The 22,939-nt window shown below is 64.4% G+C and carries 15 protein-coding genes and 3 pseudogenes; 12 read left to right on the plus strand and 6 right to left on the minus strand.

What is annotated here, in order from left to right:
• The first annotated feature begins 2 nt into the window (after window positions 1-2).
• The 3 genes from ACP4XC_RS08890 (at window position 3) to ACP4XC_RS08900 (ending at window position 2,589) form a co-directional block, all read left to right on the plus strand.
• Window positions 3-962 carry a LysR family transcriptional regulator gene (locus tag ACP4XC_RS08890; protein WP_427174553.1) on the plus strand — a complete coding sequence of 320 codons (960 nt, stop codon included), beginning with the start codon at window positions 3-5 and terminating at the stop codon, window positions 960-962.
• The gene (locus tag ACP4XC_RS08895) at window positions 955-1,581 is read left to right on the plus strand and encodes a UbiX family flavin prenyltransferase (RefSeq protein ID WP_427174554.1); all 627 of its coding nucleotides are present in this window, start codon (window positions 955-957) and stop codon (window positions 1,579-1,581) included. Before ACP4XC_RS08890 ends, ACP4XC_RS08895 begins: the two co-directional genes overlap by 8 nt.
• Before the next feature lie 429 nt (window positions 1,582-2,010).
• Complete coding sequence (locus ACP4XC_RS08900) at window positions 2,011-2,589, plus strand: adenylate kinase (protein ID WP_427175062.1); 579 nt, start codon at window positions 2,011-2,013, stop codon at window positions 2,587-2,589.
• Window positions 2,590-3,100: 511 nt separating this feature from the next.
• Here the strand turns inward: ACP4XC_RS08900 and ACP4XC_RS08905 are convergent.
• Window positions 3,101-3,538 (minus strand): hypothetical protein, encoded by a 438-nt coding sequence (locus ACP4XC_RS08905; protein ID WP_427174557.1) that lies wholly within the window; start codon window positions 3,536-3,538, stop codon window positions 3,101-3,103.
• 559 nt (window positions 3,539-4,097) lie between these two features.
• On the opposite strand from ACP4XC_RS08905, the gene ACP4XC_RS08910 reads away from it, so the two are divergent.
• Window positions 4,098-4,406 (plus strand): antibiotic biosynthesis monooxygenase family protein, encoded by a 309-nt coding sequence (locus ACP4XC_RS08910; protein WP_427174558.1) that lies wholly within the window; start codon window positions 4,098-4,100, stop codon window positions 4,404-4,406.
• Between the two features lie 1,128 nt (window positions 4,407-5,534).
• Here the strand turns inward: ACP4XC_RS08910 and ACP4XC_RS08915 are convergent.
• Window positions 5,535-5,969: a DUF4192 family protein gene (locus ACP4XC_RS08915; RefSeq protein ID WP_427174561.1), complete on the minus strand. Its 435-nt coding sequence runs from the start codon at window positions 5,967-5,969 to the stop codon at window positions 5,535-5,537.
• Window positions 5,970-6,073: 104 nt separating this feature from the next.
• Between ACP4XC_RS08915 and ACP4XC_RS08920 the strand changes: the two are divergent.
• The 4 genes and pseudogenes from ACP4XC_RS08920 to ACP4XC_RS08935 form a co-directional block, all read left to right on the plus strand.
• Window positions 6,074-6,910: pseudogene (locus ACP4XC_RS08920) on the plus strand (IS256 family transposase); the annotation flags it as partial.
• A 238-nt stretch (window positions 6,911-7,148) separates the two neighbouring features.
• Window positions 7,149-8,282, plus strand: a pseudogene (locus tag ACP4XC_RS08925) (IS110 family transposase); the annotation flags it as partial.
• Between the two features lie 288 nt (window positions 8,283-8,570).
• Window positions 8,571-9,083, plus strand: a pseudogene (locus tag ACP4XC_RS08930) (transposase); the annotation flags it as partial.
• A gap of 720 nt (window positions 9,084-9,803) precedes the next feature.
• Window positions 9,804-11,156 (plus strand): FAD-binding oxidoreductase, encoded by a 1,353-nt coding sequence (locus ACP4XC_RS08935; RefSeq protein WP_427175063.1) that lies wholly within the window; start codon window positions 9,804-9,806, stop codon window positions 11,154-11,156.
• 668 nt (window positions 11,157-11,824) lie between these two features.
• Here ACP4XC_RS08935 and ACP4XC_RS08940 read toward each other — a convergent pair.
• Entirely contained in the window at window positions 11,825-12,820 is a 996-nt protein-coding gene (locus ACP4XC_RS08940) for an aldo/keto reductase family protein (RefSeq protein ID WP_427174562.1), read from the minus strand.
• An 11-nt stretch (window positions 12,821-12,831) separates the two neighbouring features.
• Window positions 12,832-13,908: a LacI family DNA-binding transcriptional regulator gene (locus ACP4XC_RS08945; RefSeq protein WP_427174563.1), complete on the minus strand. Its 1,077-nt coding sequence runs from the start codon at window positions 13,906-13,908 to the stop codon at window positions 12,832-12,834.
• Window positions 13,909-14,084: 176 nt separating this feature from the next.
• Between ACP4XC_RS08945 and ACP4XC_RS08950 the strand changes: the two genes are divergently transcribed.
• The 3 genes from ACP4XC_RS08950 (at window position 14,085) to ACP4XC_RS08960 (ending at window position 18,561) form a co-directional block, all read left to right on the plus strand.
• Complete coding sequence (locus ACP4XC_RS08950) at window positions 14,085-16,457, plus strand: heavy metal translocating P-type ATPase (protein WP_427174565.1); 2,373 nt, start codon at window positions 14,085-14,087, stop codon at window positions 16,455-16,457.
• Between the two features lie 348 nt (window positions 16,458-16,805).
• On the plus strand, window positions 16,806-17,912 hold the full coding sequence (locus ACP4XC_RS08955) for a VIT1/CCC1 transporter family protein (protein WP_427174566.1): 1,107 nt from the start codon (window positions 16,806-16,808) through the stop codon (window positions 17,910-17,912).
• Between the two features lie 346 nt (window positions 17,913-18,258).
• Window positions 18,259-18,561, plus strand: coding sequence for a cupredoxin domain-containing protein (locus tag ACP4XC_RS08960; RefSeq protein WP_427174567.1), 303 nt, complete (start codon window positions 18,259-18,261; stop codon window positions 18,559-18,561).
• Window positions 18,562-19,400: 839 nt separating this feature from the next.
• Here ACP4XC_RS08960 and ACP4XC_RS08965 read toward each other — a convergent pair.
• Window positions 19,401-20,186: a polysaccharide deacetylase family protein gene (locus ACP4XC_RS08965; RefSeq protein WP_427174568.1), complete on the minus strand. Its 786-nt coding sequence runs from the start codon at window positions 20,184-20,186 to the stop codon at window positions 19,401-19,403.
• A 445-nt stretch (window positions 20,187-20,631) separates the two neighbouring features.
• On the opposite strand from ACP4XC_RS08965, the gene ACP4XC_RS08970 reads away from it, so the two are divergent.
• Window positions 20,632-21,417, plus strand: coding sequence for an alkaline phosphatase family protein (locus ACP4XC_RS08970; protein WP_427174569.1), 786 nt, complete (start codon window positions 20,632-20,634; stop codon window positions 21,415-21,417).
• Window positions 21,418-21,455: 38 nt separating this feature from the next.
• Here ACP4XC_RS08970 and ACP4XC_RS08975 read toward each other — a convergent pair whose 3' ends face one another.
• Window positions 21,456-22,928: a UDP-glucose dehydrogenase family protein gene (locus ACP4XC_RS08975; protein WP_427174570.1), complete on the minus strand. Its 1,473-nt coding sequence runs from the start codon at window positions 22,926-22,928 to the stop codon at window positions 21,456-21,458.
• Window positions 22,929-22,939 lie beyond the last annotated feature (11 nt).

Below are 22,939 nucleotides of genomic sequence, written 5' to 3' on the forward strand. Positions count from 1 at the left end.
CGGTGGAACTGAGACAGCTCACGTATTTCGCTTGCCTGTACCGCGAGGGGAGCGTCACCCGTGCGGCACAGCGCCTCAATATTGTCCAGCCGGCCTTGTCCATGCAGATCGCGAAGCTCGAGAGCGAGCTCGGCCAGACGCTGTTCGAGCGGACGCCCAAGGGCATGACGCCCACAGCGGCCGGAGAGCACGCCTTCGAGCTCTTCTCACCACTGCTGGACCAACTCGTCCGCGCGCGCCAGGAACTTCTGGGAAATGGTCCGGAGATGACGGGCTCGATCCGTGTCGGACTGATCGCATCGGCGGCCAACGCAGCGTTGTCGGACACGCTGGCACACTTCGTGGAACACTATCCGGAGGTCCAGATCTACGTGACCACTGGGTTCAGTAGTGAGCTGGTCGAGAAGCTCCGCACGGGCGAACTCGACTGTGTGGTCATCAACCAGACCTTCGGCCAGGATGACTTCGTCGCCTGCGAAATCCTGGACGAGGAGTTGGTGGTCACTACCGGAGCAAGAACGGCAATGTTGGTCCCGACCCCTGTGCCGCTCCACGCCCTGGCTTCGCTCAACCTCGTTCTGCCCTCACGACGCCACGGCCTGCGGAAGGCCATCGAAGATGTACTTCGCGCTCACTCAATCGAGGTGCGTCCGCAGCTCGAGATCGATGACACGAGCGTCATCGAGGAACTCATTCAACGGACCAACTGGGTCTCAATCCTTCCCGCCGGCATGGTCAACCGCGGACTCGTGCAGGGGACACTCCGCGTGTACGGACTGGCGGCGCCGGGGGTCTCAAGACGCATGTTGTGTCTGAGTAACCCCAGACGTCCAAGCACCCTGGCCGAAACGACATTTATTGATGTACTTGCCGGGAAGCTTCGAGCGCTGCAGTTGTCCACTACCGCATTCACCACCGTCCCAATACAAAAACCACTGGAGGATCAAAATGAAGATGCCTGACCTGACCCCCCGCCTGATAGTTGGGATGTCCGGAGCCTCGGGCGCCGCATACGGCGTCCGGCTCCTCGAGCTGCTCCGTGATACCCCAATCGAGACGCATCTCATCGTCAGCAAGGCCGGACGCCTAACGCTGGCCCAGGAGACCGACCTCCGCATGACTGACCTTGAGGCGCTTGCCGACGTCGTCCACCCAAACCAGGACATCGGGGCGACCATCGCAAGCGGATCGTTCCGCACGATGGGCATGATTGTCGCACCGTGCTCGATCAAGACAATGTCCGAGATCGCCTCGGGAATGACCTCATCGCTACTGGCGCGTTCAGCCGACGTCGTGTTGAAGGAACGCCGAAGGCTGGTCCTGATGGTGCGGGAGACCCCGCTGCATCGCAACCACCTGAGGACGATGGCCGATCTGAGCGAGCTGGGAGCGGTCATCGCTCCGCCCGTGCCTGCGCTCTACACGCGGCCGCAGTCGATCGACGACATAATCAACCACACCGTGGGCCGCGTCCTAGACCTCTTCGAAATTGAGTCCGGTCTGGTGAAGCGGTGGGACGGAGTCACGAACGAGCGCACCAGACAACGACAGGCAAACCCAGTGGGACCTGGGCTGGCGTAATCTTCCCTATCGGTGTTCCCGCCGGCATATCACTCTGGGGGAGAAGCCGCCTGTCTGGATCGGTTGGTCGGTTGAGGGAGTCTGCGAGCTTCATGTGAGTCCGTCACTCTTTCCTATTCGCTCAGATCCACAAGACCTAACCTAGGACAGCAAGCAGGCCGAGGACAAAGCAGGCAATGAGTGCCGTTTGGCCCATGTTTCCCAACTCTTGAGCTCCAGGGCCATAGCGATCACCGGTGCTGGGATCCCCAGACCCTGCAGAAGGGACAGAATACCGAGAAACCATATCGCTGCAACCACCCCATGGGATTGCCCACGCGAAGCAATCCCTCCGTCAACGGATCGCGTTCAGCTGGGGACACTCCCTGGTCTGACGGTCCCGAGCGCGGACCAAGAACAGAATCAATGACAGGACAATTCATGACAAGAATGCTAATTGTCGGACCTCCTGGTTCCGGCAAGGGTACGCAGGCGGAACGCATTTCCGGGCGCCTGGGCGTCGTTGCGATCTCCACCGGCGACATCTTCCGCGCGAACGTCAAGGGTGAAACGCCGCTGGGCGTCGAGGCCAAGAAATACCTGGACGCGGGAGACTTTGTTCCGGACAGCGTGACCAACAAGATGGTCCGCGACCGGCTGAGCGAGGGCGATGTCGAGGGCGGCTTCCTCCTGGACGGCTACCCCCGCACCACGGCGCAGGTTGACTACCTGGACGAGATCCTGGCCGATGGTGACCAGAAGTTCGACATCGTCCTGCAACTGACCGCTAACGACGAGGAGCTTGTTGCGCGGCTGCTGGGCCGTGCCAAAGAAACCGGCCGCAGCGACGACAATGAGGCCGTCATCCGTCACCGCCTGGATCTTTACCACGCGCAGACCGAAGCCGTTGTGGCCAAGTACGGCGACCGTCGGATCCTCACCAAGGTGGACGGCATCGGCGGCATTGACGAGGTCACCGACCGCGCCATGGTTGCCATTGGCGCGCGCGACCTTTTTGACGCGATCTAATTTGATGGATGCTGCTGATTGCGCGCGCTCAGGGGTAGTACCTGCGCAGGTTCAGCGCAGACCGGGAGACTATAGTCTCCGCACTACGAGGAGGACCCGCCGCACGGGCAAACTGCGTCAATGCAATATTCCCTGCTCTGCCGGTGACCCGGCGTAATCGAGGCCCTACAACTGGGGCTGATTTCGTTCAATGGAATTAGCCGTGGGGCGCCTTGGGTTGGTGAGTCCTGGGTCTGCCGACGACTGTTGTGTGGGCTGGTTTAGGTGGGTGGAGGGCTGCGCGTGCGACGGACTGGCCTCGCTGCGAGCCCTAAACCCATGGCAATCCCCGGAGCGGGGAATAACCGGCGGGCGGCGGTATCAAAGTCCGTCTGTCCGGTCTCAGTTAAGTTGGTGTACCGCCGGCCTGGGGTCTTGCCAGGTTTAGTGAGACAGATCCCGCACCAGGCGTCTCACTTGAGTTGGCAGTTCCGTATTATTCTCGCAGACTGTGCCAGTGGTGCTGATGCTCTCATTTCCGTGATTTCTGGCACCATGCGTACCGGCTTATACCCGGTGTCGGTTGGGGTGTGACGGCCCCGTGGTTAATCGTGGTTCCAGACTTTGATGGAGGACAGCAGCAGGAGCTGGACGAGCAAGGGGATGAGGACCAGGTTCGATACCAGGCCCCCATGCGCAGGCCGCCGAGGACCGGTTCCGGTGTGGAGCCGAGCGTCATAGTGATGAGGAAGGGCTTGCTTTGCCCGAGCACGGCGAAGCTCTTGTCACGGCTGAAGCGGGCGAACGCGACGAGTATGGTGAGCAGTGACACGGCCAGGGAGAGGCTGCCGGCGATCTTGATGTCGGTGCCGTAGAGCAGCACAATCGTGGGGATCAGCAGTTCGCCGCCAGCGACTCCCATCAGTGCGGCCGCGGGCCCGATGAGGATCCCGGCTGCGACGCCGAGCACCGTCCGGGGAGCGGGATCTAGCGTCCGCGATCAGGACGAGCAGGACGGCGATGATGCGGAAGAGCGTTTTGAATTTGAGTTTGGTGGCCCGGTGGGCGCCGATCCAGTCGCCGAGGAGGCTTCCTGCGAGCAGGTTCAGCACGATGCACCGGTGCGGGGAGAGTTCGCTGGGCGGTACGGCGAAGAGCCTGGCGGGCAGGGCCGTGATGACGACGATCAAGCCCAAGGCTTCATGATGATGGCCTGCAGCGCGGCAAGGCCGAACACCCCGATCAGCAGGGGAAGCCGGAACTCGGCGCCGCCCAGGCCGACCATGCCGCCCAAGACACCGAATCGCGCTCGCGAGGAAGACCAGGGGGAGGGACTGCTGTCATGGGAACTCTAGACAATGTGCCGCCGGTTAGGTAGCGCGCAGGTTATCGGGCAGTGCTGGGCGGCACTCGTGATGGCCGTGTCGACCGACCTGAGAGTGCAGCAGCCCATCCCGTTGACGGCCGGCATCTAAACCTGAGAATCTGTCCAGACGGCACTCGCACAGCCGATCCTTCGAGGAGGTTCCATGATGACCGTCGTCAGCACCATGCAGCTCCGTTCCGACTCCGCGGAAGAGTGGGACCAACTGATCCGAGAACGCTTCAGATCAGCCCACGACAGGGAGGGCTGGATCTCCGGTCAGTTGCTCTCCCCTGCTGACGCACCCGACACTCGGGTCATCATCGGGACCTGGAGAAGCCAACGGGACTGGGAGGGTTGGCACGAAGATCCCGCCTTTCTCTCCACACGCGCAAGGCTCGACGAGCTACAGCAGGTAGGCCACCGGACTGTCTGGTACGACGTCATCGAGGACGCGCAGGCCAACGCCCACTAGTCCCGGCCAAACTGGTCTTGTCCGCGGTCAAACTGCCTGCTTTGTCGACCATTGTTGGGCCTCCCGGCATGCTCCGGCCTTTGCAGACGGCGTCACCCACAACTTAGGACGGAACGAACCCGTCGCTAGTCCCACTCGCTCCAGTGCCGAGAAAACCCGCGTTCCCTCCGTGGGGAACGCGGTTGGCGTTTGGAGTGCGCAGAAAGGCAAATTTGGGGTTGTGCACATTGTGCACACATTGGGCGTCGGACCGGGTCGTACTGATTCCGGGCTGGGCCGGACTCCGGATGTTTTCGGGACTTCCCAGTGTTCGCTAGGGTTGGAATGCACTTCGAGTCCCACCTCGGGCACGCATAACCCCTCGTCAGAGGGGTTTTTGCTTTAATGTGTGGACATTGACCCTCCGCGGGTCCCTCTGACGCTGGCCGCGGTCTGTGCCTGGCGCCGCTGTCGCCTGTTCGGTTGTGTGGCTGGCGGGGTCAGGGTCCTGGCTGGTGGACCTTCCGCCTGCTGGGATGTGGGGTTATTTGCCGTCCCTTCCTGCTGTTTCCGGTAGCCAGTTGTTGGCCCGCACTCGTTCATGGGCAGGAGTTGTGGTGACGACATGACTAGGCCGAAGTGCCTTCGACGATCCTCCGTGGATAGATGCTTGCTGTGAGCCAAGCAGAGTGCGCTCCTCGCGTGTTTGTCCGGCCAAAGGGGTGTGCACATTGTGCACACCTTTGTGCACGAAGGAATTTCCACCTGCATTTTGGTCCCTATCCTCCTGGTTCTGCCGACACCACTTCATGCAGTTCTCTGTTGCAGGGGGCATGACTTTGCGGCCCGGATCGTCGGTGTCGTTGGACGTCCCGGGTTCAGCGGGGACGTCTTTGGGGTATCTGCGGCTGTGGCGTCCGATCCGTCGACAACGTGCAGGTGTGTGGGATCCGGACTCTTCTTCCGGGGCCGGTCGTGGTTTGGTTGATCCGCCTGACTTTGACGCCCCGGGCTGGCAGCGCTGCTCACGTTCCCCTCCGCCGAGCACACACAGGAGTGGAATGCTGATCCGGACGGCTGGGACGCGGCGGTGGAGAGCTGGCTCCGGAACGTCCCGGCGTCGTCGTCCGTATCCCTGTAACTGCGCGGCTACGAGGTTTCGAGGCCCCGGGGCCGGAAGGCCCGGTCCTTGTCCATGTTCCAGCCTGCGACCACTCCGGAGCCGATCATTAGGTCGCTGAGTCTGGCCAAACGGTAGGCGGGGTCAGCTTCGAGGGCGAGTTGCAGGAACTGGTGGGCTTTGCTGCCTCGGCCCTCCCACCAGTTGACGAAGGCGATGGCGGTGAGGATAGGCGCCGAATGTTTGGTGCTGCTGTGCGTGTACGCATGGAGCAACAGCTGCTGCGCCCATTCGACCCGGGACCACTGTGGGCCGCCGTCTGTTTGTGCCAGGAGAACCCGGTCCATCGGTTCGTCGATTCCCGGGATATCGGCCATGAGCTGGTCGCGGATCGCCGGGGCCTGGAAGTTGGCAATCAGACTGATCGTCTCATCGACGTTGGGATAGGAGATCGCGTCCAGCATGCCGTCCCAGAGCGTTCTGGCGTTCTCGAGTGCCGGGACTGTGGAATTAACGGTGTATCCGGCTCGACACGCCAGGCGTTGTGCCTGGCAGGAATGAGCTGGTTATGACGGTGACACTGGATGCCGTGAATAGTGCGGACACCACTGCAAAACTGAATGAAAACTCCGAGGCTGAGGCGGCCCGTGAGCTGGTGAAACTGGCCCGGGAGCAGGGATTGTCCCTGACCGGTCCTGACGGTCTGCTCAAACAGCTGACCAAGACGGTCATCGAGACGGCCCTGGACGAGGAACTCACGGAGCACCTCGGTTATGAGCGCCATGACACGGCGGCGAAGGATACTGCCAACTCGCGCAACGGCACGCGGCCCAAGACCGTGCTGACGGAGACGACAGGCCGGGTGCAGATCGACGTTCCACGGGACCGGGAGGGCACGTTCGAACCGAAGATCGTCGCTAAGCGTCAGCGGCGGCTGAGCGGCGTTGATGAGATGGTCCTTTCGCTCTACGCCAAGGGCCTGACGACCGGGGAAATCAGCGCCCATTTCGCCGAGATCTACGGTGCTTCGGTGTCGAAGGAGACGGTCTCGCGGATCACCGACAGGGTGCTCGAGGAGATGGCCGCCTGGCAGAACCGGCCGCTGGACGAGGTCTACGCCGCGATCTTCATCGACGCCATCGTGGTCAAGATCCGCGACGGACACGTCGCCAACCGGCCCATCTACGCCGCCATCGGCGTCACTCTCGACGGCGAGAAGGACATCCTCGGACTCTGGGCCGGGACCGGCGGGGAGGGCGCGAAGTTCTTGATCTCGGTACTGACAGAGATCAAGAACCGGGGCGTGGATGATGTCTGCATCACGGTCTGTGACGGGCTCAAGGGCCTTCCGGAGGCCATCAACACCGTGTGGCCGCTGACGACGGTCCAGACCTTATCTATTCACAATGGTGGTGACCGGGGCTTCCGGCCACCACCTGCGCCGTGGCGGTCAGGACCTATGCAGACGCGTTACCTTCGAGGTCCCCATGCAGACCAAGTCCGACCGCCGCGGGGCGGATGCGTGAATCAGCCAGCGGGAGCAGCAACGTCATTACGATGATTGCCGAGATAAGGTTCTGACACGTCTCTGCCACGCACCGGCACCAGGTGGATCTCCTCTTAACGGAAGGACACTGTGCAGCATGGCCCAGCCACATCATTACCAGGATCACACCACAGAACCCCCGGACGTGTACGCCGGGATCGACTGGGGCGCCGCGTTCCACCAGCTCTGCCTTCTCGACGCCAACGGAACCGTGCTGCTGCAGAAACGATTTCAGCACACTGTCGAAGGCCTCGATGCCCTGTGCCATGCACTCACGGCGCATGTCGGCCCGCTACGCGCAGCGATCGAACGGGCCGAAGGACTGCTGGTCGAGCGGCTGCTCGGCCTTGGAATCGACCTGTTCTGCATATCGCCTAAGATCTCTGCCCGAGCCCGGGAACGCTACCGGCTCTCCGCAAAGAAGTCCGACGCGTTTGACGCCTTCGTCCTGGCCGACACCCTCCGCCACGAACACCCCCATTGGCGGCCGCTGCTACCGGCTTCGGACACGCTCATGCAGTTGCGCGCACTGATCCGCGACCGCGAACGCGTCGTCTGGAATCAGCGCGATACCGAAAACCAGCTCCGGGCGGTGATGGAAGCCTATAACCCGGCGGTGCTGCACCTGTTCTCCAGCCTGGACCGGGACATTTCGCTGGAGTTCATCCGCCGCTACCCGCTGCCCGCTCAGACCGCGCGGATCAGCGTCAAACGCATGGAATCGTTCATCAGGGCCCAGCACTACTCCGGCAGGACGCCGCCGGAAACGCTGATCGAACGGCTCCGCCCTCACCTGCTGGCCGCCGGAACCGGAACCAGTCACGGCAAAGCCTTCACAGCCGTCCGCTTCGCGGAACAGCTGGCCCTGCTCAACCGGCACCTGCGAGACTACGACACCGAAATCGACAGGATCCTGGCCTTGCACCCTGACACCCGGATCTTCAACAGCTTCCCCGGTATCGGGCCCGTCACCGCGGCGACTCTGCTGGCCGGCATGGGAGAAGACCGGGCCCGGTTCCCCTCCCCGGCAGCCCTGCTGGCCGAGACCGGGCTGGCCCCGGTCACTCGCGCCTCCGGACGCACCCGCCAGGTCCGCTTCCGCTACGCAGCGAACAAACGCATGCGCCACGCCATCGACTGGTGGGCCTTCGTCGCCGTCCGCGACGACCCGCATTGGTCCGGCAGCCTCTACCAGCACGCCCGCGCCGCCGGACAGGGCCACCACAGGGCACTGCGCGGCATCGCTGCCCGCTGGCTCCGCATCCTCTGGAAATGCTGGCACGAACACACCGAATACGACCCGAGCCTGCACCCCCACCGGAGAGAGGCCCTTCCCGCAGCCGCACTACCAGAAGGCGCGGGCCCCATCACAACCCCCGCCCGCCAACCAGCAATTCAGATGGCAGGCTAACCCCACACCCTCCGCGTAGTGGACAAGCCCGGCCGGCTCGTCCACCACCCACACTCCTGCCCGCAAACAACCCTAGGAAGCCGCCACCAGGTTGACGGCGGGAGTCTTATCGTGCACCTGATCCGGAACACCTTCCGCTATGCCGCCCGGCAGTACTGGGACGAAATGTCCCGTGATCTGCGCCCGGTCTACACGGCACCGTCCGAGGGCGCAGCCAGGGAGCGCTTCGTTGAGTTCTCGACCAGGTGGGGCCGGCAGTACCCGGCGATCACCCGGCTGTGGGAGAACGCCTGGAGCGAGGTCGTGTCGTTCCTGGACTACGACGTGGAAATCCGGCGGGTCATCTGCAGCACGAACGCCATCGAGTCCTTCAATGCCCCGTACCGGCGTGGGGTCAGGGCCAGGGGTCATTTCCCCACCGAGCAGGCGGCCCTGAAGTGCCTGTACCTGGCAACCAGGGCACTGGACCCGACGGGCAAAGGCAGGGCACGATGGGCCTCACGGTGGAAGCCGGCACTGAATGCCTTCGCAACCACCTTCGACGGAAGAATCAACCAAATGCCAACCGTGGATCCACCGAAAAACGGACAGTCCCACCGACCGCAGGACCTCACCGGGTAGGGCATCAACGTCGCGCTCTCGTTGCTCCTGTTGGATGAGGAGTGCAGGCGGCTTCTGACACTTAGTGCAGACGTCTTCTGAAACTGACACATGTCAGGAGGAAGTGCCAGCGCCCTTCAGAAGCGGCGTGCCCCCTTCACGCGGAAACCGGTCCGGGTGGCAGGACTGCTGACATCGGATTGTGAGAAGTCATCTGCAGCGTTCGTCGGCGATGGCTTCGAATACTCCACGATCTTGAAGCATGGCCCCAGGGCCATAGCCGACGAGGCCATCCGTTCGCCGCAGCCGTAATTCTATTGAGTCTGTCGGCCTCGTCGATGATGAGGAGTTCGGTCAGACCGGATGCGCGAGAGTCGCGGTGCTCGAAGATGTCCATGTTGCCTTCCCGGGCGTATTCGGCTGCCCAGGAGATTCCTTGGCAGGTCCGGTGCAGTTGCCGGTCGATCTCTCGGGGGCCGATAGTCACGGGGTCCAGAATGCTGTTCTGGCTTCGAGCGCGCGGCCAAGGACGGGCTCGGTGTTGGTTTCACCGGTCCGTTGCCATTGTTCCAATTCGATCGTACCGAAGTAGGCGCTTGCGGAGTATTCCAAGACAGCGGGGGCTGAGGTGGGGATTGAGTCGTGGGGGGGGGCGGTGCTGGGGCGGATTTATCGTTGCCAGCGGCGGCTGTGTGGAGGCATGATGCGTTTATGAGTGCTGTTCTGGAGGGTTTTCAGGGCATGGTTTTACTGCCGGGGGATCCTGACTATGCGGAAGCGCGGCGGATTTGGAATGGTGCGATTGACCGGAGGCCTGCCCTGATCGCGCGGTGCGTCGGGGTAGAAGACGCGGCCATGGCGTTGGCGTATGCGCGCCGGGAGGGCCTGCCGGTGGCTGTCAGGGGTGGGGGGCACAACGTCTCGGGCTCGGCTTTGTGTGAGGGCGGGGTGGTGATCGATTTCTCCGGGCTGCGTGGTGTCGAGGTCGACGCGGGTGCCCGTGTCGCGCGGGTCCAGCCGGGAGCGCTGTGGAGTGATGTTGACACGGCCACGCAGGCGCATGGTCTGGTTACGCCTGGCGGCATCGTCACCCATACGGGCGTTGCCGGACTGACCGTGGGTGGAGGGTTCGGCTGGCTAAGCCGCCGGTGGGGCCTGACCTCAGATAACCTGTTCTCGGCGCGGATGCTGCTGGCGGACGGGAGTAGGGTGCGGGCGGCGCCGGATGAGAACGCGGATCTCTTCTGGGCGGTCCGGGGCGGCGGCGGGAACTTCGGGATTGTGACCGAGTTCGAGTTCGGACTCCACCAACTGGGCAGCACTGTGCTGGCCGGTCCGATTCTTTTCAGGGCCGAGCGGGCGCGTGAGGTCCTTTCCTTCTATCGTGAGTTCATTGCCGCGGCCCCGGAGGAGCTCGCGGTGTACCTGAACCTGCGGACCGCGCCTGCGCTTGAGTGGGTTCCCGAGGACCTGCGCGGAACCGATGTGTTGCTGGTGCTTCCGTGTTATTCCGGTGACCTTGATGAGGGAGAGGCCTTGTTGCGGCCGCTTCGGGACTTCGGGCCTCCCGCGGCGGATCTGGTCAGGCGTAAACCGTATATGGAGCATCAGTCGATGTTCGACGCCGGTGTGCCGCACCACTGGGGTTATTACTGGAAGTCGCACTACCTTCCCCCGCTGACCGAAGACGCCATTGAGGTCCTGCTCGAGCGCTCCTGGGCCAAGAACTCGCCCGCGTCCTACACGCTGCTGTTTCATATGGGTGGCGCCATGGCAAACGGGCCTGAGGGCGGCTCTGCGGCATCGGGAAGGGACGCGGCGCATGCGATGAACATCAGCGCTGCGTGGACGGCAGGGGGCCCGGAACATGCTGACATTTCCTGGTGCCGGGAGTACTTCGCCGCGATGGAACCGCACGCCACCGGCGGTGTGTATGTGAACTTCCTGCACGATGACGAGGGGGAAGCCCGGATCCGGGCTGCATACGGCAAGGGCTACGGACGATTGGCGCAGATCAAGGCCGACTACGACCCCGACAATATCTTCAGCTCCAACCAGAACATCACACCCTCCACCGGTCAGCAAGCTGGCTGATCCGCCCTGACCGGTCCCGGTTCCAGGTCGTCGCAGGGGCCCTACCCCACCAGCATTGGAGTCCTCCTCTGTCATTCATATCCTCGTCTCCCTCCTTGCTGAAAGCTTTCTGTACGGCCGCAACGGCGGGCGACCTTATAAGATGACGCCGGCAAAACTCCGGCTCGCCAATGGCGTCCATGGGCAAACCCGGAACCAAAGTCAGTGACCTCTGTACGGAACTCGGCGTCACGAGGCAGACTCTGTAGAGGTACGTGTCGCCGACTGGGGAACTGCGCCCCGACGGCGAAAAGCTCATCTCCCGGTAGGTGACTCCGTCGAGGAAGAGACTCATGGCGTCGGTAAAAAGGCCTCGATGGTGTCCCGGCGACCTGCCAATAACAGATGAGGAAAATCTTATCGCCCTGAAAGCCCAGATGCTGGGTGCCGGTTTCCCGCGCCTCTACGATGAGGACGTCCGGGCACAGTCACCATCCCCCTGTTCCTGCCCACCGGCGAGCCAAGCCCGGCTTTCCTGCACCGCCTGATCGAGCTCAGCGACCTGCCGTCGAACGCGCAGAGAGTCCCCAGGCCCCATTTCTCCCACCTCACGCACGAGGAATACCACGCCGCCGTCAACATGGCTAACCTCGAACAGGGCCATCCGGCCCGGCTGGTACAGAATTCCGTTAGACGCGCTGGGGGAAGGACTCCACCTTCGCGGGGTCGCGCTCGATGACGTCGCCCAGGGCGCCGTCGATCAGTTCGAGCGTTTCCGGCTCGAGGGTCAGGTCGGCGGCCTTGACGGTTTCGTCGAGCTGGCCGGGGCGGCTGGCCCCGACGATGGCCGCGGAGACGTTGGGGTTGGCCAGCACCCAGGCCACGGCGAGGGTGGCCAGCGGCACACCGAGTTCCGCGGCGATGGGTTTGAGCTTCTCCACCCGTTCCAGCACCTCGGGCTGCATGAATTTGTGTTCTGTCTTCAGGCCGCCGTCATCGGCGCTGAAACGGCTTCCGGCCGGGGCGGTGGAAGCCCCGTACTTGCCGCTGAGCACGCCTTGGGCCAGCGGCGACCAGCAGACCTGGGTGATTCCGAGCTCCTCGCAGGCCGGCACGACCTCGGCTTCGATGACCCGCCAGACCATGTTGTACTGCGGCTGGCTGGAGACGAGCTGGATTCCCAACTCGTCCGCCAAAGCGGCGCCGGCACGGATCTCCTCCACCGTCCATTCCGAGACGCCGATGTAGTGGGCCTTCCCGGCATGGACGATGTCCGCGAAAGCGCCCATGGTTTCGGTCAGCGGGGTCTCGTAGTCGTAGCGGTGCGCCTGGTAGACATCGACGTAGTCCATCTGGAGACGGCGCAGCGAGCCGTTGATGGATTCCATGACGTGCTTGCGGGACAAGCCGCGGTCGTTTTTGCCGGGCCCGGTGGGGAAGAACGTTTTGGTCATGACCTCGATGCCTTCGCGGCGCACGCTTTTGAGGGCTTCCCCGAGCATGGTCTCTGCCTTGGTGCCTGCATAGGCATCGGCGGTGTCGAAGGTGGTGATGCCCAGGTCCAGTGCTTTGCGCACGCAGGCGGTGGCGAGGTCCTGGTCCACGGTTTCGCCGTGGGTTGCCCAGTTGCCCAGGGCAATGGCGCTGACGTACATGCCGCTGTTGCCGAGTTTGCGGTAATCCATGAAGTTTCCTTTCAGAGGTTGCCGGGGTGTCCGGCGGAATGCGTAGAGCCCGGGCCGGCCGGTGTTGCGCGCAGGTCACGGGGCGGGGCGGTGCTTTCCCGGACGACAAGGCGTGCCGGACGGGCCAGGACAGCCGGGCTGCCTCCCTGCAGGGTGTTCAGGAGGAGCCGGGCGGCGTCGTGGCCTTGTGCTGCGACCTCGTGGTCCATGGTTGTCAGGTCCACGACGTCGCAGAGTTCGTGGTTGTCGAACCCGAGCACGGAGAAGTCCCGGGGAACATCCAGTCCTGACCGGCGAAGGACTTTGAGCACACCGAAGGCCATCTCATCGGAGGCGACGAAAGCCGCGGTCGGGGCGTGTTCCGCGACCAGCAGCCGGGACATGGCCGCCGCGCCTCCGGCGACACTGTTCTCATCGAACTGTTCAAGGGAGTCGTCCTGGCCGTATCCTGCCTCGGCGAGGGCCTCCCGGTAGCCCAGGAGCCGCTGCAGGGGCGGAACGCCGCCCAAGGTGCTGTCCTCATCGTCGCGGATGCCGATGAAGGCGATCCGTTCGTGGCCCAGGTTCAACAGATGCCGCGCAGCTGCCCGCCCGGCCCCGATGTCGTCCACAGAGACCGAAGAGACCGATCCGACGCCCTGCGCCTGTGCCCCAAGCAAAGCCACCGCCTGGCCCTGGGCGGCAAGCGATTCCAGTTCCTCCCGGCTCGGCTGCAACGCCATGATGATGACGCCATCCGTGCGGCCATGCAGATGCACGGTGCCGAAGAACCGACTGCGCTGCCCGGCCGTGGCGAGTTCGTAGAGGAGCACGTCGAATCCGGCGTCCCGGAGCGTCTGCGTGGCCGCGCCGATGACCTTTCCGAAAAACCACTTGGCCAGCACGGGCACGACAATGCCCACGGTCATGGTCCGGCCCGTCGCGAGGCGCGACGCGGCGGGGGATGCTGAATAACCCAATTCATCCGCGGCATCCTGCACGCGCTTGCGGGTTGCTGCTGAGACGCCAGCGATGGAACGCAGTGCCCGCGACACCGTGGACACTGAGACGCCGGCCCGTGCCGCGACAGATTCAACACTAGTGACCATGGAGTCAATGCTAGATCGGCTCTCGTTCCTTACGCAAGCGCTTGCAATCGAGTGAACGCGCAGGATGGTGCGGTGATCGTCCCGCCCGCTGCGGGTGGGGCCCCGCGGACCCCGGGGCGGGGACAGGGGCCTTTCGATGCTTCTGCCGGGGCCGTCCGGCGTGTGACGATGGGCGGATGGCGTACCTGCGTGACCGCATTGAGTTGCTGTTCTTCGTTGTCTCCGCCGGTCTGCTGGTAGGGGGCGGCGGAGCCTGGCTGCTGGGCTGGTACCCGGCTGCGGCGCTGGTCTGGGCGCTCGGGACAGTTCTCGGTCTGGTGTTCGCCGTTGCCTGGGTGGCGGGCGCGCTCCGGCGCGGTCAGGCGAGCGTGGACGTCATTGCGGTGCTGGCCCTGGGCGGGGCCCTGTGGGTGAACGAGCCGTTCGCCGGGGCAATGATCACGGTGATGCTCGGGACGGGCCGGCTTCTGGAGGCTCGGGCGCAGGCCCGTGCCCGGCGGGAGCTGAGCCTGCTCGTGGAGCGTGCGCCGCGCACGGCCCGCCGGCGGGTTCGGGGCGGCGTGGAGTCGGTTCCCGTGGAGGCACTCGCCGCCGGTGACCTGATTCTGGTTGGCACCGGGGAAGTCCTCGCAGTGGATGGACGGCTCCTCTCGGCCGGGATCCTCGATGAGTCCGCACTGACTGGAGAGTCGCTGCCCGTGGAGCGAGCTGTGGGTGAAGACGTCCGCAGCGGCGTGGTGAACGCCGGTGCGCCGATCGACCTGATGGCCACGGCAGCGGCAGCGGACTCGACCTATGCGGGCGTGGTGCGCCTGGTGGAGCAGGCCCAGGCGGCCTCAGCTCCTTTCGTGCGCACCGCGGACCGGTTCGCTGTCTTCTTCGTTCCGCTGACCCTGGTTTTGGCAGGGGCGGCCTGGGCGATCAGTTCGGACCCGGTGCGGGCCGTGGCGGTCCTCGTCGTCGCGACACCGTGCCCGCTTCTGCTGGCCGCCCCGATCGCGGTCATGTCCGGACTCTCGCGCGCCGCGAGTATCGGGGTGGTGGTCAAGGGCGGCGGCGCCCTTGAACGGCTGGCCGCCGGCAGAGTGGCCCTCTTTGATAAGACGGGCACCCTGACCCGGGGGCAGCCGACCCTGGCGGACACCATCACGGCCGCCGATACAGTCGATGCGGACGAGATCCTGCGGCTGGCAGCCTCCCTGGACCAGGTCTCACCCCATGTCCTGGCCAGTGCGATCGTGACCGCGGCCACCCGCCGGGACCTTGAGCTGGATATGCCCGAAAACGTCCGCGAGGAACACGGCTACGGGCTGCTGGGAACGGTCGGAGGCCATGAGGTCAGGCTCGGCAAGGCCGCGTGGATCGCGCCCGGTTCCGAACCGGGCTGGGTGCGCCAGGTGCGCCGGCGTGCTGACCTCGACGGATCACTGACGGTGTTTATCGCCGTCGACGGCGAGCCCGCCGGAGCATTCCTGCTGGAGGACCCGGTCAGGCCCGATGCCCCGCGGATGATCCGCGCCTTGCGCGGCGCGGGTATCAGTAAAATTGTCCTGGTGACAGGTGACCGGGCGGACATCGCGCACACCGTGGGCCGGATCGTCGGAGTCGATTCCGTCCGGGCTGACTGCGACCCGGGCGAGAAGCTCCGCGTGATCACGGATGAGTCCTCCAGCGCGGCGACGATCATGGTCGGGGACGGAGTGAACGACGCACCCGCCCTGGCCGCCGCCGGAGTGGGCGTGGCCCTGGCCGCCCGCGGCGCCACCGCCTCCTCGGAGGCTGCCGACATCGTGCTGACCGTGGACCGCATCGACGCGCTTGCCGACGCCATCCTCATCGCCCGCCGGTCCATGGGCATCGGCCTGCAGGCCGTCCAGGTCGGCATGGGCTTGTCCCTGGCCGCCATGGTCGCAGCAGCCGCCGGGTTCCTCGCACCGGCAGCCGGAGCCATCCTGCAGGAAATCATCGACGTCCTGGCGATAGGAATCGCCCTGCGCGCGGTGATCCCCGGAAAATCCCACACGATCAACATGGCACCGGCGGACATCGCCACCGCACATCGGCTCAAATCCCAGCACGACGCCGTGGCCGCCGTCGTCGAACAAATACGCGCCGTCGCAGACACCCTCAGCGCCCGGGACAACGACCTGGCCCCGGCACGCCTCCTGCTCCACCGACTCGAGACCGAACTGCTCCCGCACGAACGCGCCGACGAGGAACTCCTCGTGCCGATCGTCGCCCGCGCCCTCGGCGGGTCCAACGCCACAGCAGATATGAGCCGCACCCACGCCGAAATCGAACACCTCATCAGCCGGCTCCACCGCCTGCTCGGCGGACTGGAAAACGACGCCCGGCCCGAAGACATCATAGAACTCCGCCGCCTGCTCTACGGGCTCTACGCCATCCTTCGACTGCACAACGCGCTCGAAGAGGAAGGAGCCTTCAGCCTCGTGCCCGATGACCGGCCCCAGGCAAGGAACCCGGCGCCCGCTGCACCAATAACTCTCCGGAAGGCCAAAGACCCCCGAACAAATCTCCACCCGCACTGAGCCTGATCCCGGCTCCAGATGCCGGCAGATTCTAGGATTTCCGGACGGCCCACCGGAGGAGCGGATGAAGGCGCTCCGGGAGGGAAGAATTCGGCCACCCGAAAAACATGCAAACGCATGCACAGGCTCGGAAACTATGAAAGACTTATTTCATCGAAGGGGAGTAGTTCCCACCGCCCGCGTGCCGCGGACACAGCGGCGCATCGACATGCTGGCATCCTCCAACAGGACGCCCGGTGCGCCACCCGGCCTAATAGGTGCCGGGCGAGCGGGACCTTCGGTCAGACACCACTCTGACCGGGGTTCCCTCAAAATCATGCGGGTCCGGTCAAGGGTATTGCCTTGAGGATGACCATGAACAACCTGCCCAAGACAGACACCACAGCCCCCTCCCGGGGCGCCAGCCCAGCGGACCTGCGCCGCTGGCGCCGGTACCTGGCCGACGAACGGGCCGAAGCGGCCGTTTACCGGGACCTTGCGGGCCGCCGGACCGGGGAGGAACGCGAGATCCTCCTGGCCCTGGCGGAGGCCGAGTCCCGGCACGAACAGCACTGGCTGGACATGCTCGGAGACCAGGCCGGCAAAGCCCGCAGCGGAAGCCCGCGGACCCGTTTCGTTGGCTTCCTGGCCCGCCACTTCGGATCCGTGTTCGTCCTCGCCCTGGCCCAGCGCGTCGAGGCGCGTTCGCCGTACGCCCGCGATGTCCATGCCACCGACACCATGGCCACCGACGAACAAATCCACGAGGAAATCGTCCGCGCCCTCGCTACCAGGGGACGCAACAGGCTCTCGGGCAGCTTCCGTGCCGCCGTCTTCGGCGCCAACGACGGGCTCGTCAGCAACCTCTCCCTCGTGATGGGCATCAGCGCCAGCGGCGCGTCCAACGCAGTGGTCCTCCTCAGCGGCGTGGCAGGGCTGCTCGCCGGCGCCCTGTCCATGGGTGCCGGAGAATACGTCTCCGTCCGCTCCCAGCGCGAACTCCTCGAAGCCTCCACCCCGAACGAGGATGCACACGCCCGCCTTCCGCACCTGAACGTCGACGCCAACGAACTGGCCCTCCTCTACCGTGCACGGGGCATGACAGAAGAGGAGGCGAACGCACGAGCCGCCGAGACGCTGCAAAACCCGCACGAGAGACCGGTCGTGACATCCCCGGACCACGACAAGCACGAAGTCGTCGGTACCGGCCTCGGCGCGGCCACCTCCAGCTTCCTGTTCTTTGCCTCCGGCGCCATCCTGCCCGTGCTCCCATATCTCTTCGGGTTGCAGGGCATCACCGCACTGATCGTGGCCGGCATCATCGTCGGACTGGCACTATTGACCACCGGGGCCATCGTTGCGCTGCTCTCCGGCGGGGCGCCGTTGAAAATGGCACTGCGCCAGCTCGGAATCGGTTACGGCGCAGCAACCGTGACCTACCTGCTCGGAATGCTTTTCGGTGCCAGCACCGCATAGACGGTTCGTCAATGCCGGGCCGGTGCCTCGGGCAGTGGGGCCTCCGTTGGTCAGAGGATGATGACGTTGACGATGAAAGCGGCAGCAGTAGTTTGCTCTGACCGGCAGGGGCCCCTTTTGGGATTGCGGGTGTCATTTCGTGGCGGCCGGGGCAGAATGGCGCTCAGGGGATGCTAGTCCAACGCTCTCTCCGGGACCGAGGACGGTACGCAATGAATACTGGGAAAGTAAGGACCTCGCTGATTTTGGCAGCACTAATGACCGGGGTGGTTGGGTGCGCCCCCGGCACCGGGTCGCCTGCACCCCGACGTCGGCGGCGACCGGCACCGCCTCGGCAAGTATGCCCATGGAATCGTCCTCCGTGATGCCCTCGACGACCGAGGCGAGGCCAAACTCCGCCACGACGGCTATCACCATCAAGGACTTCGCCTTTGGGACACCGATCACGGTGGCCCCTGGTGCTACGGTGACGGTGACTAACCAGGACAGCGCGGACCATACCGTGACCGCCGACCAGGGCCAGGCCTTTGACGCGAAGGTCAAGGGCAGCGGGGGCACGGCCACCTTTACCGCCCCTTCAAGGCCGGGGACTTATGCGTTCCATTGCACGCATCATCCAAACATGCACGGGACGCTCACGGTCAAGTGAACAAGTTGAGCCATTCCGGCGCTGTCGGGGGTGTGCGAAGAAGCGCTAGGCCCTCAGTTTCATCGGCGTCACGAAGCCGGCGGCGACCACGGTGTACCGGAGTCCGGGAAGGAAGGCGCTGGGCAAACTGACGTACAGGCCCAGCACGATCAGCAATTCGATGACAGGTGACCGTCGGTGATCAGCGCGGGCTTTTGAATTAGGGCCTGAGGCATTGCCTGAGTCTCTTGTGCGTGACGCAGACGAGACGATCAAGGGTGCAATCGGCAGCAGCGGTGACAGCTCCGACAACGGCACACCGCGTCCCCCACATCGACGGCGGGCATGGAGTCTTCGTTGAGTCACAGTGCGTTTGCCATCTGTGAACAAGATCCCCCTTTTCTGGCTAGGAGGAGTGCCGACCATGAAGAGGTCGCCGGTGCGGCCAAAGGGTCCTTTCGAAGCGCGACGGCGCCAGCGGTGATCCGCAGGACATCCGCCAGCACCAGGCACACCCGGCTTGGCACGCCATGAGCTCTCAAGGTCCTGTGGAACCGTCGTTAAGTGCGCGGGTCCACCGCAGACTTACCACCCTGATGGACGGCGTCGTCCGGTCCTGGGCCGGGGCGTCAGGTGCCTAGCCGGGCTCCGGCAATTCTTGCACGAAGCGCCTACGTGTTGCATGACAGCGTTGCGACGGGTGCAAGAGCGAAACTCGTGGCCCGGGGTTGGGTCGTCGTTCCCGGCAGTAGATGGACTGTGTGTTCAGGATTCGAGCCTGACATTGCGCTGCAGACCGACGCCATTCACAATGCCCCTGCTGCGCTTGGCGAACCCGTTTCGACTCTCTTGCGCCTGTCCTAGGTGGCACCGAGGAAGTTCTCGAGGAGCACGACCTCCAGTCCGGCGTCGAGTTGTGCCTGCCGGAAGGCTGCCAGGTCGGTGGCGAATTCGGGGCGGAAATGCATGAGGACGATGTCGCCAGGGCGCAGGGAGTGGCCGGTTTGGTAGTCCATGTGGCCGGCGTTGGCTTTTGCCTCCCAGGTGATGATGGCTTTGAGGCCGGCATCGGCGACTGCTTTGCGCATGACATTGGAGTAGGTGCCCCCGGGTGGCCGGAACAGGGTGGGCCGTCGCCCGTACTGTTGGAGGGCGTAGTCCTGCATGGCGGTGATTTCTGCGAGCTGCCGGGCGTAGCTGAATTGGGTGGTCATGTTGACGTTGTGGCTGGTCGTGTGGTTCTCGATAAGGCTGCCCTGGGCCTGGAGGCCTTTGAAGAAACCGGGGTCGTTTTGTATAAAATCGCGGGTCAGGAACAGGGACGCTGGGTAGTCGAACCGGTCCATGAGCGCCGCCATCTCGGGCTTCTTGGTGATGCCGTCATCGATGGTTAGGAATACGACGGGGTGCTTCGTCGCGATCCTGGTGATCACCGGTGCAAGGCCGTTTTGCACGGGCGGGATCTGGTAGTCCGGGACGTATCCTTTGAGGATACGTTTGGTCGAGTCCGATGGGATACCTGTCGCGGGGCTGCTGGTTGGTGCTTCCGGCGATGCAGACGGGTCCATGAGGAGCGTGGGGTTGGACGGACCGGTGCCGCCTGCATCCGGCGCCGCGCAGGAATTCAATCCTGTCATCAGGGTCATGCCGAGGGCGCCCAGAGCTGTGCGCCTACTGAGGGAGGAGGGCGACTGCGGTGAATGCTCAAGGCACATAAGGATCCTGTTTCCGGGTGTGTCTTGAGCATATACGAGCGATGCACTTTCGCCGGGATCCCCTCTGATCCGCTGTCTCCGGTGCGTCCACAATCGGATTCGAACCCCTGGGATTACACCGGGAGGTATGTTCGGATCCGTCGGCTTTGCCTATTGTCAGGTGATGGTAGGCAACCGGAGACGATGTCTTGGAGCCGTAGTTGGCCTTCTTACGTTGGTGCTGCCAATTGCCGGGTGCGGGCCGGAGGGCCCCGCCGAAAATCCGTCTGCGTCTGAGCCGGAGCCGGTCCGGGGCAGCAGTGTCCCGGCCCCGCCATCGGCTGCGATTCCGGACACGTCGCCGGGTGGAACCACTTCAGGTGTCGCCACGGGCGGCTTGGATCATGTTGTCATTATCGTTGAGGAGAACAAACCGGCGGCTGACATCCTGGGGAATTCTGATGCACCGTTTATCAATCAGTTGGCCGCGGCCTCTGCGGTGGCGACCAACTACGAGGCTGTGGCTCATCCGAGCCTGCCCAACTATCTTGCTCTGACGAGCGGCACCGACGCCGGGATTACCGATGACTGCAATCCTCCGGGGGGTGACTGTACGGCCAGGGTCCGGAACATAGCTGACCTCGTCGAACAGTCGGGGCGAAGCTGGCGGATGTATGCCGAAGGCATGCCGGGTCCTTGCGGGGCGAGGAACTCCGGTACGTACGCGGTGAAGCACAATCCCTTCATGTATTACTCCGGCGTCACTGCGAACGGCGCCAACTGCGCGGCGCACGTCGTGCCGTTCACTGCTCTGACAACTGACCTCAAGTCCGCGTCCACGCTTCCCAACTATGTTTTCATCAGTCCGGACATGTGCAACGACATGCACGATTGTCCGGTGGAGACCGGCGATGTGTGGCTCTCCCGGAACGTCCCGGAAATCCTGGCATCCCCGGCGTTCACGACGCAGAATTCCCTCCTGGTTATCACGTGGGATGAGGGCAGCGAGGAGAGCAACGGCGTGGGCACAGTATTCACCGGGTCCGCGGCCAGGAAGGGCTACATGTCCGGCGCCCGGTACAGTCATTACTCGCTTCTGCACACGATCGAGGCGTCTTGGGGACTGACGCCGCTGACCGGGAATGACCGCGCTGCGCCTGTCATGAACGAGCTTTTGAAGTGACCGGACACCGGCGGGTCCTGTTCCGGCAGGCCTTGCCCTTACGGGACCGGGTGCGGGTCGCCGGCCGGCTCCGGCCGGGCGGCGCCACGTGCGGGGCTGGTGTTTGTGGCGGGCAGCAGGGTCAGCGAGCTCAGCGGCGAGGGAACTCCCAGGGCGCGGTAGTCCCAGCCGGCTGCGCGGTAGGCATCGGCGTCCAGGGCGTGCCGGCCATCGACGATGTTGCGCCGGGCGACGAGGCGGCCCAGCTCGGTGGGCTCGGCTTGTTTGAAGACCTCCCATTCGGTCAGGAGGGCGAGGACCTCCGCGCCGGTTACGGCCGTGTCGAGGCTCTCTGCGTAGGTTAACTCAGGGTATTTCCTTCTGGCGTTGTCCATCGCCCGGGGGTCGAACACTGTGACCTGTGCCCCGGCTAGGTGCAGCATGCGCGCGACGTCCAGGGCGGGAGCGTCCCGGATGTCGTCGGAGTCTGGTTTGAACGAGGCCCCCAGGACGGTGACTTTGACGTCGGCGAGGTTGCCGTAGGCGAGATCGGTGACGAGGTCCACGGTCCGCTGTCTGCGGCGCCGGTTGATGTCATCGACTTGGTGCAGGAAGCTTACTGCTTGTCCGACGCCGAGTTCGCGGGCCCGGTGAGCGAACGCCCGGATGTCCTTGGGCAGGCATCCGCCGCCGAAGCCGAGTCCGGGTTTGAGGAACTGGCCGCCGATTCTGGTGTCGTAGGAGAGTGCCTCGGCCAGGAGGTTCACGTCCCCGCCGGTGGCTTCGCAGATTTCGGCCATGGCGTTGATGTAGGAGATTTTGGTGGCAAGGAACGAGTTTGCTGCTGATTTGACCAGTTCCGCGGTGGGAAGGTCCGTCGTGACCACGGGGGTTCCAGCCTCGATGAGGGGCGCGTAGCAGGCGCTGAGCTGTTGCAGTGCCCAGTCGCTGTTCACGCCGAAGACGAGGCGGTTGGGCCGGAGCGTGTCTTCGACGGCGTGTCCTTCGCGCAGGAATTCGGGGTTCCAGGCCAGTTCCACCGCGGCACCGCCCGGGGATAAACCATGGACCAGGGATGTCAGCCGGGCGGCGGTGCCAATGGGCACCGTCGATTTGCCCACGATCAGGCATCTGCGGTGCAGATGACCGGCAAGGCGGCGTACGGCGGCGTGGACGAAGCGAAGATCGGCGGCGTCGGAGTCGGGGGACTGGGGTGTTCCAACGCAGATGAAATGAATATCGGCCTCCGCTGCGGTGGCGAAATCGGTGGTGAACCCGAGCCGTCCTGTTTCCAGGGCCTGCCCAAGGAGCTCGACCAGGCCCGGTTCGAAGAATGGCAGCAGGCCTTGGGAGAGGGCCTCGATTTTGATCTCGTCCACGTCTATCCCCGTGACGTTATGGCCAAGAAGGGCCATGCAGACCGCATGGGTGGCGCCCAGATACCCGGTTCCGATGACGGTGATGGTGAGGGGTCGGGGCCGCGGGGGTGCCGCCGTGGCACCTGAAAGCTCCGTGGTGGTGATCGCTTTCATGGGGTTCTCCT

Origin of the sequence: Arthrobacter sp. 92 (assembly GCF_050260325.1) — a bacterium.
Lineage (GTDB): Bacteria > Actinomycetota > Actinomycetes > Actinomycetales > Micrococcaceae > Arthrobacter.

Excerpts from the sequence above, each read along its gene's own strand:
- ACP4XC_RS08965 (WP_427174568.1), bottom strand. The coding sequence starts at position 20,186 with ATGACCCTGATGACAGGATTGAATTCCTGCGCGGCGCCGGATGCAGGC.
- ACP4XC_RS08935 (WP_427175063.1), top strand. The coding sequence starts at position 9,804 with ATGGTTTTACTGCCGGGGGATCCTGACTATGCGGAAGCGCGGCGGATT.
- ACP4XC_RS08940 (WP_427174562.1), bottom strand. The coding sequence starts at position 12,820 with ATGGATTACCGCAAACTCGGCAACAGCGGCATGTACGTCAGCGCCATT.
- ACP4XC_RS08895 (WP_427174554.1), top strand. The coding sequence starts at position 955 with ATGCCTGACCTGACCCCCCGCCTGATAGTTGGGATGTCCGGAGCCTCG.
- ACP4XC_RS08950 (WP_427174565.1), top strand. The coding sequence starts at position 14,085 with ATGGCGTACCTGCGTGACCGCATTGAGTTGCTGTTCTTCGTTGTCTCC.
- ACP4XC_RS08945 (WP_427174563.1), bottom strand. The coding sequence starts at position 13,908 with ATGGTCACTAGTGTTGAATCTGTCGCGGCACGGGCCGGCGTCTCAGTG.
- ACP4XC_RS08955 (WP_427174566.1), top strand. The coding sequence starts at position 16,806 with ATGACCATGAACAACCTGCCCAAGACAGACACCACAGCCCCCTCCCGG.
- ACP4XC_RS08975 (WP_427174570.1), bottom strand. The coding sequence starts at position 22,928 with ATGAAAGCGATCACCACCACGGAGCTTTCAGGTGCCACGGCGGCACCC.
- ACP4XC_RS08915 (WP_427174561.1), bottom strand. The coding sequence starts at position 5,969 with ATGCTGGACGCGATCTCCTATCCCAACGTCGATGAGACGATCAGTCTG.
- ACP4XC_RS08960 (WP_427174567.1), top strand. The coding sequence starts at position 18,259 with ATGGAATCGTCCTCCGTGATGCCCTCGACGACCGAGGCGAGGCCAAAC.
- ACP4XC_RS08910 (WP_427174558.1), top strand. The coding sequence starts at position 4,098 with ATGATGACCGTCGTCAGCACCATGCAGCTCCGTTCCGACTCCGCGGAA.
- ACP4XC_RS08900 (WP_427175062.1), top strand. The coding sequence starts at position 2,011 with ATGCTAATTGTCGGACCTCCTGGTTCCGGCAAGGGTACGCAGGCGGAA.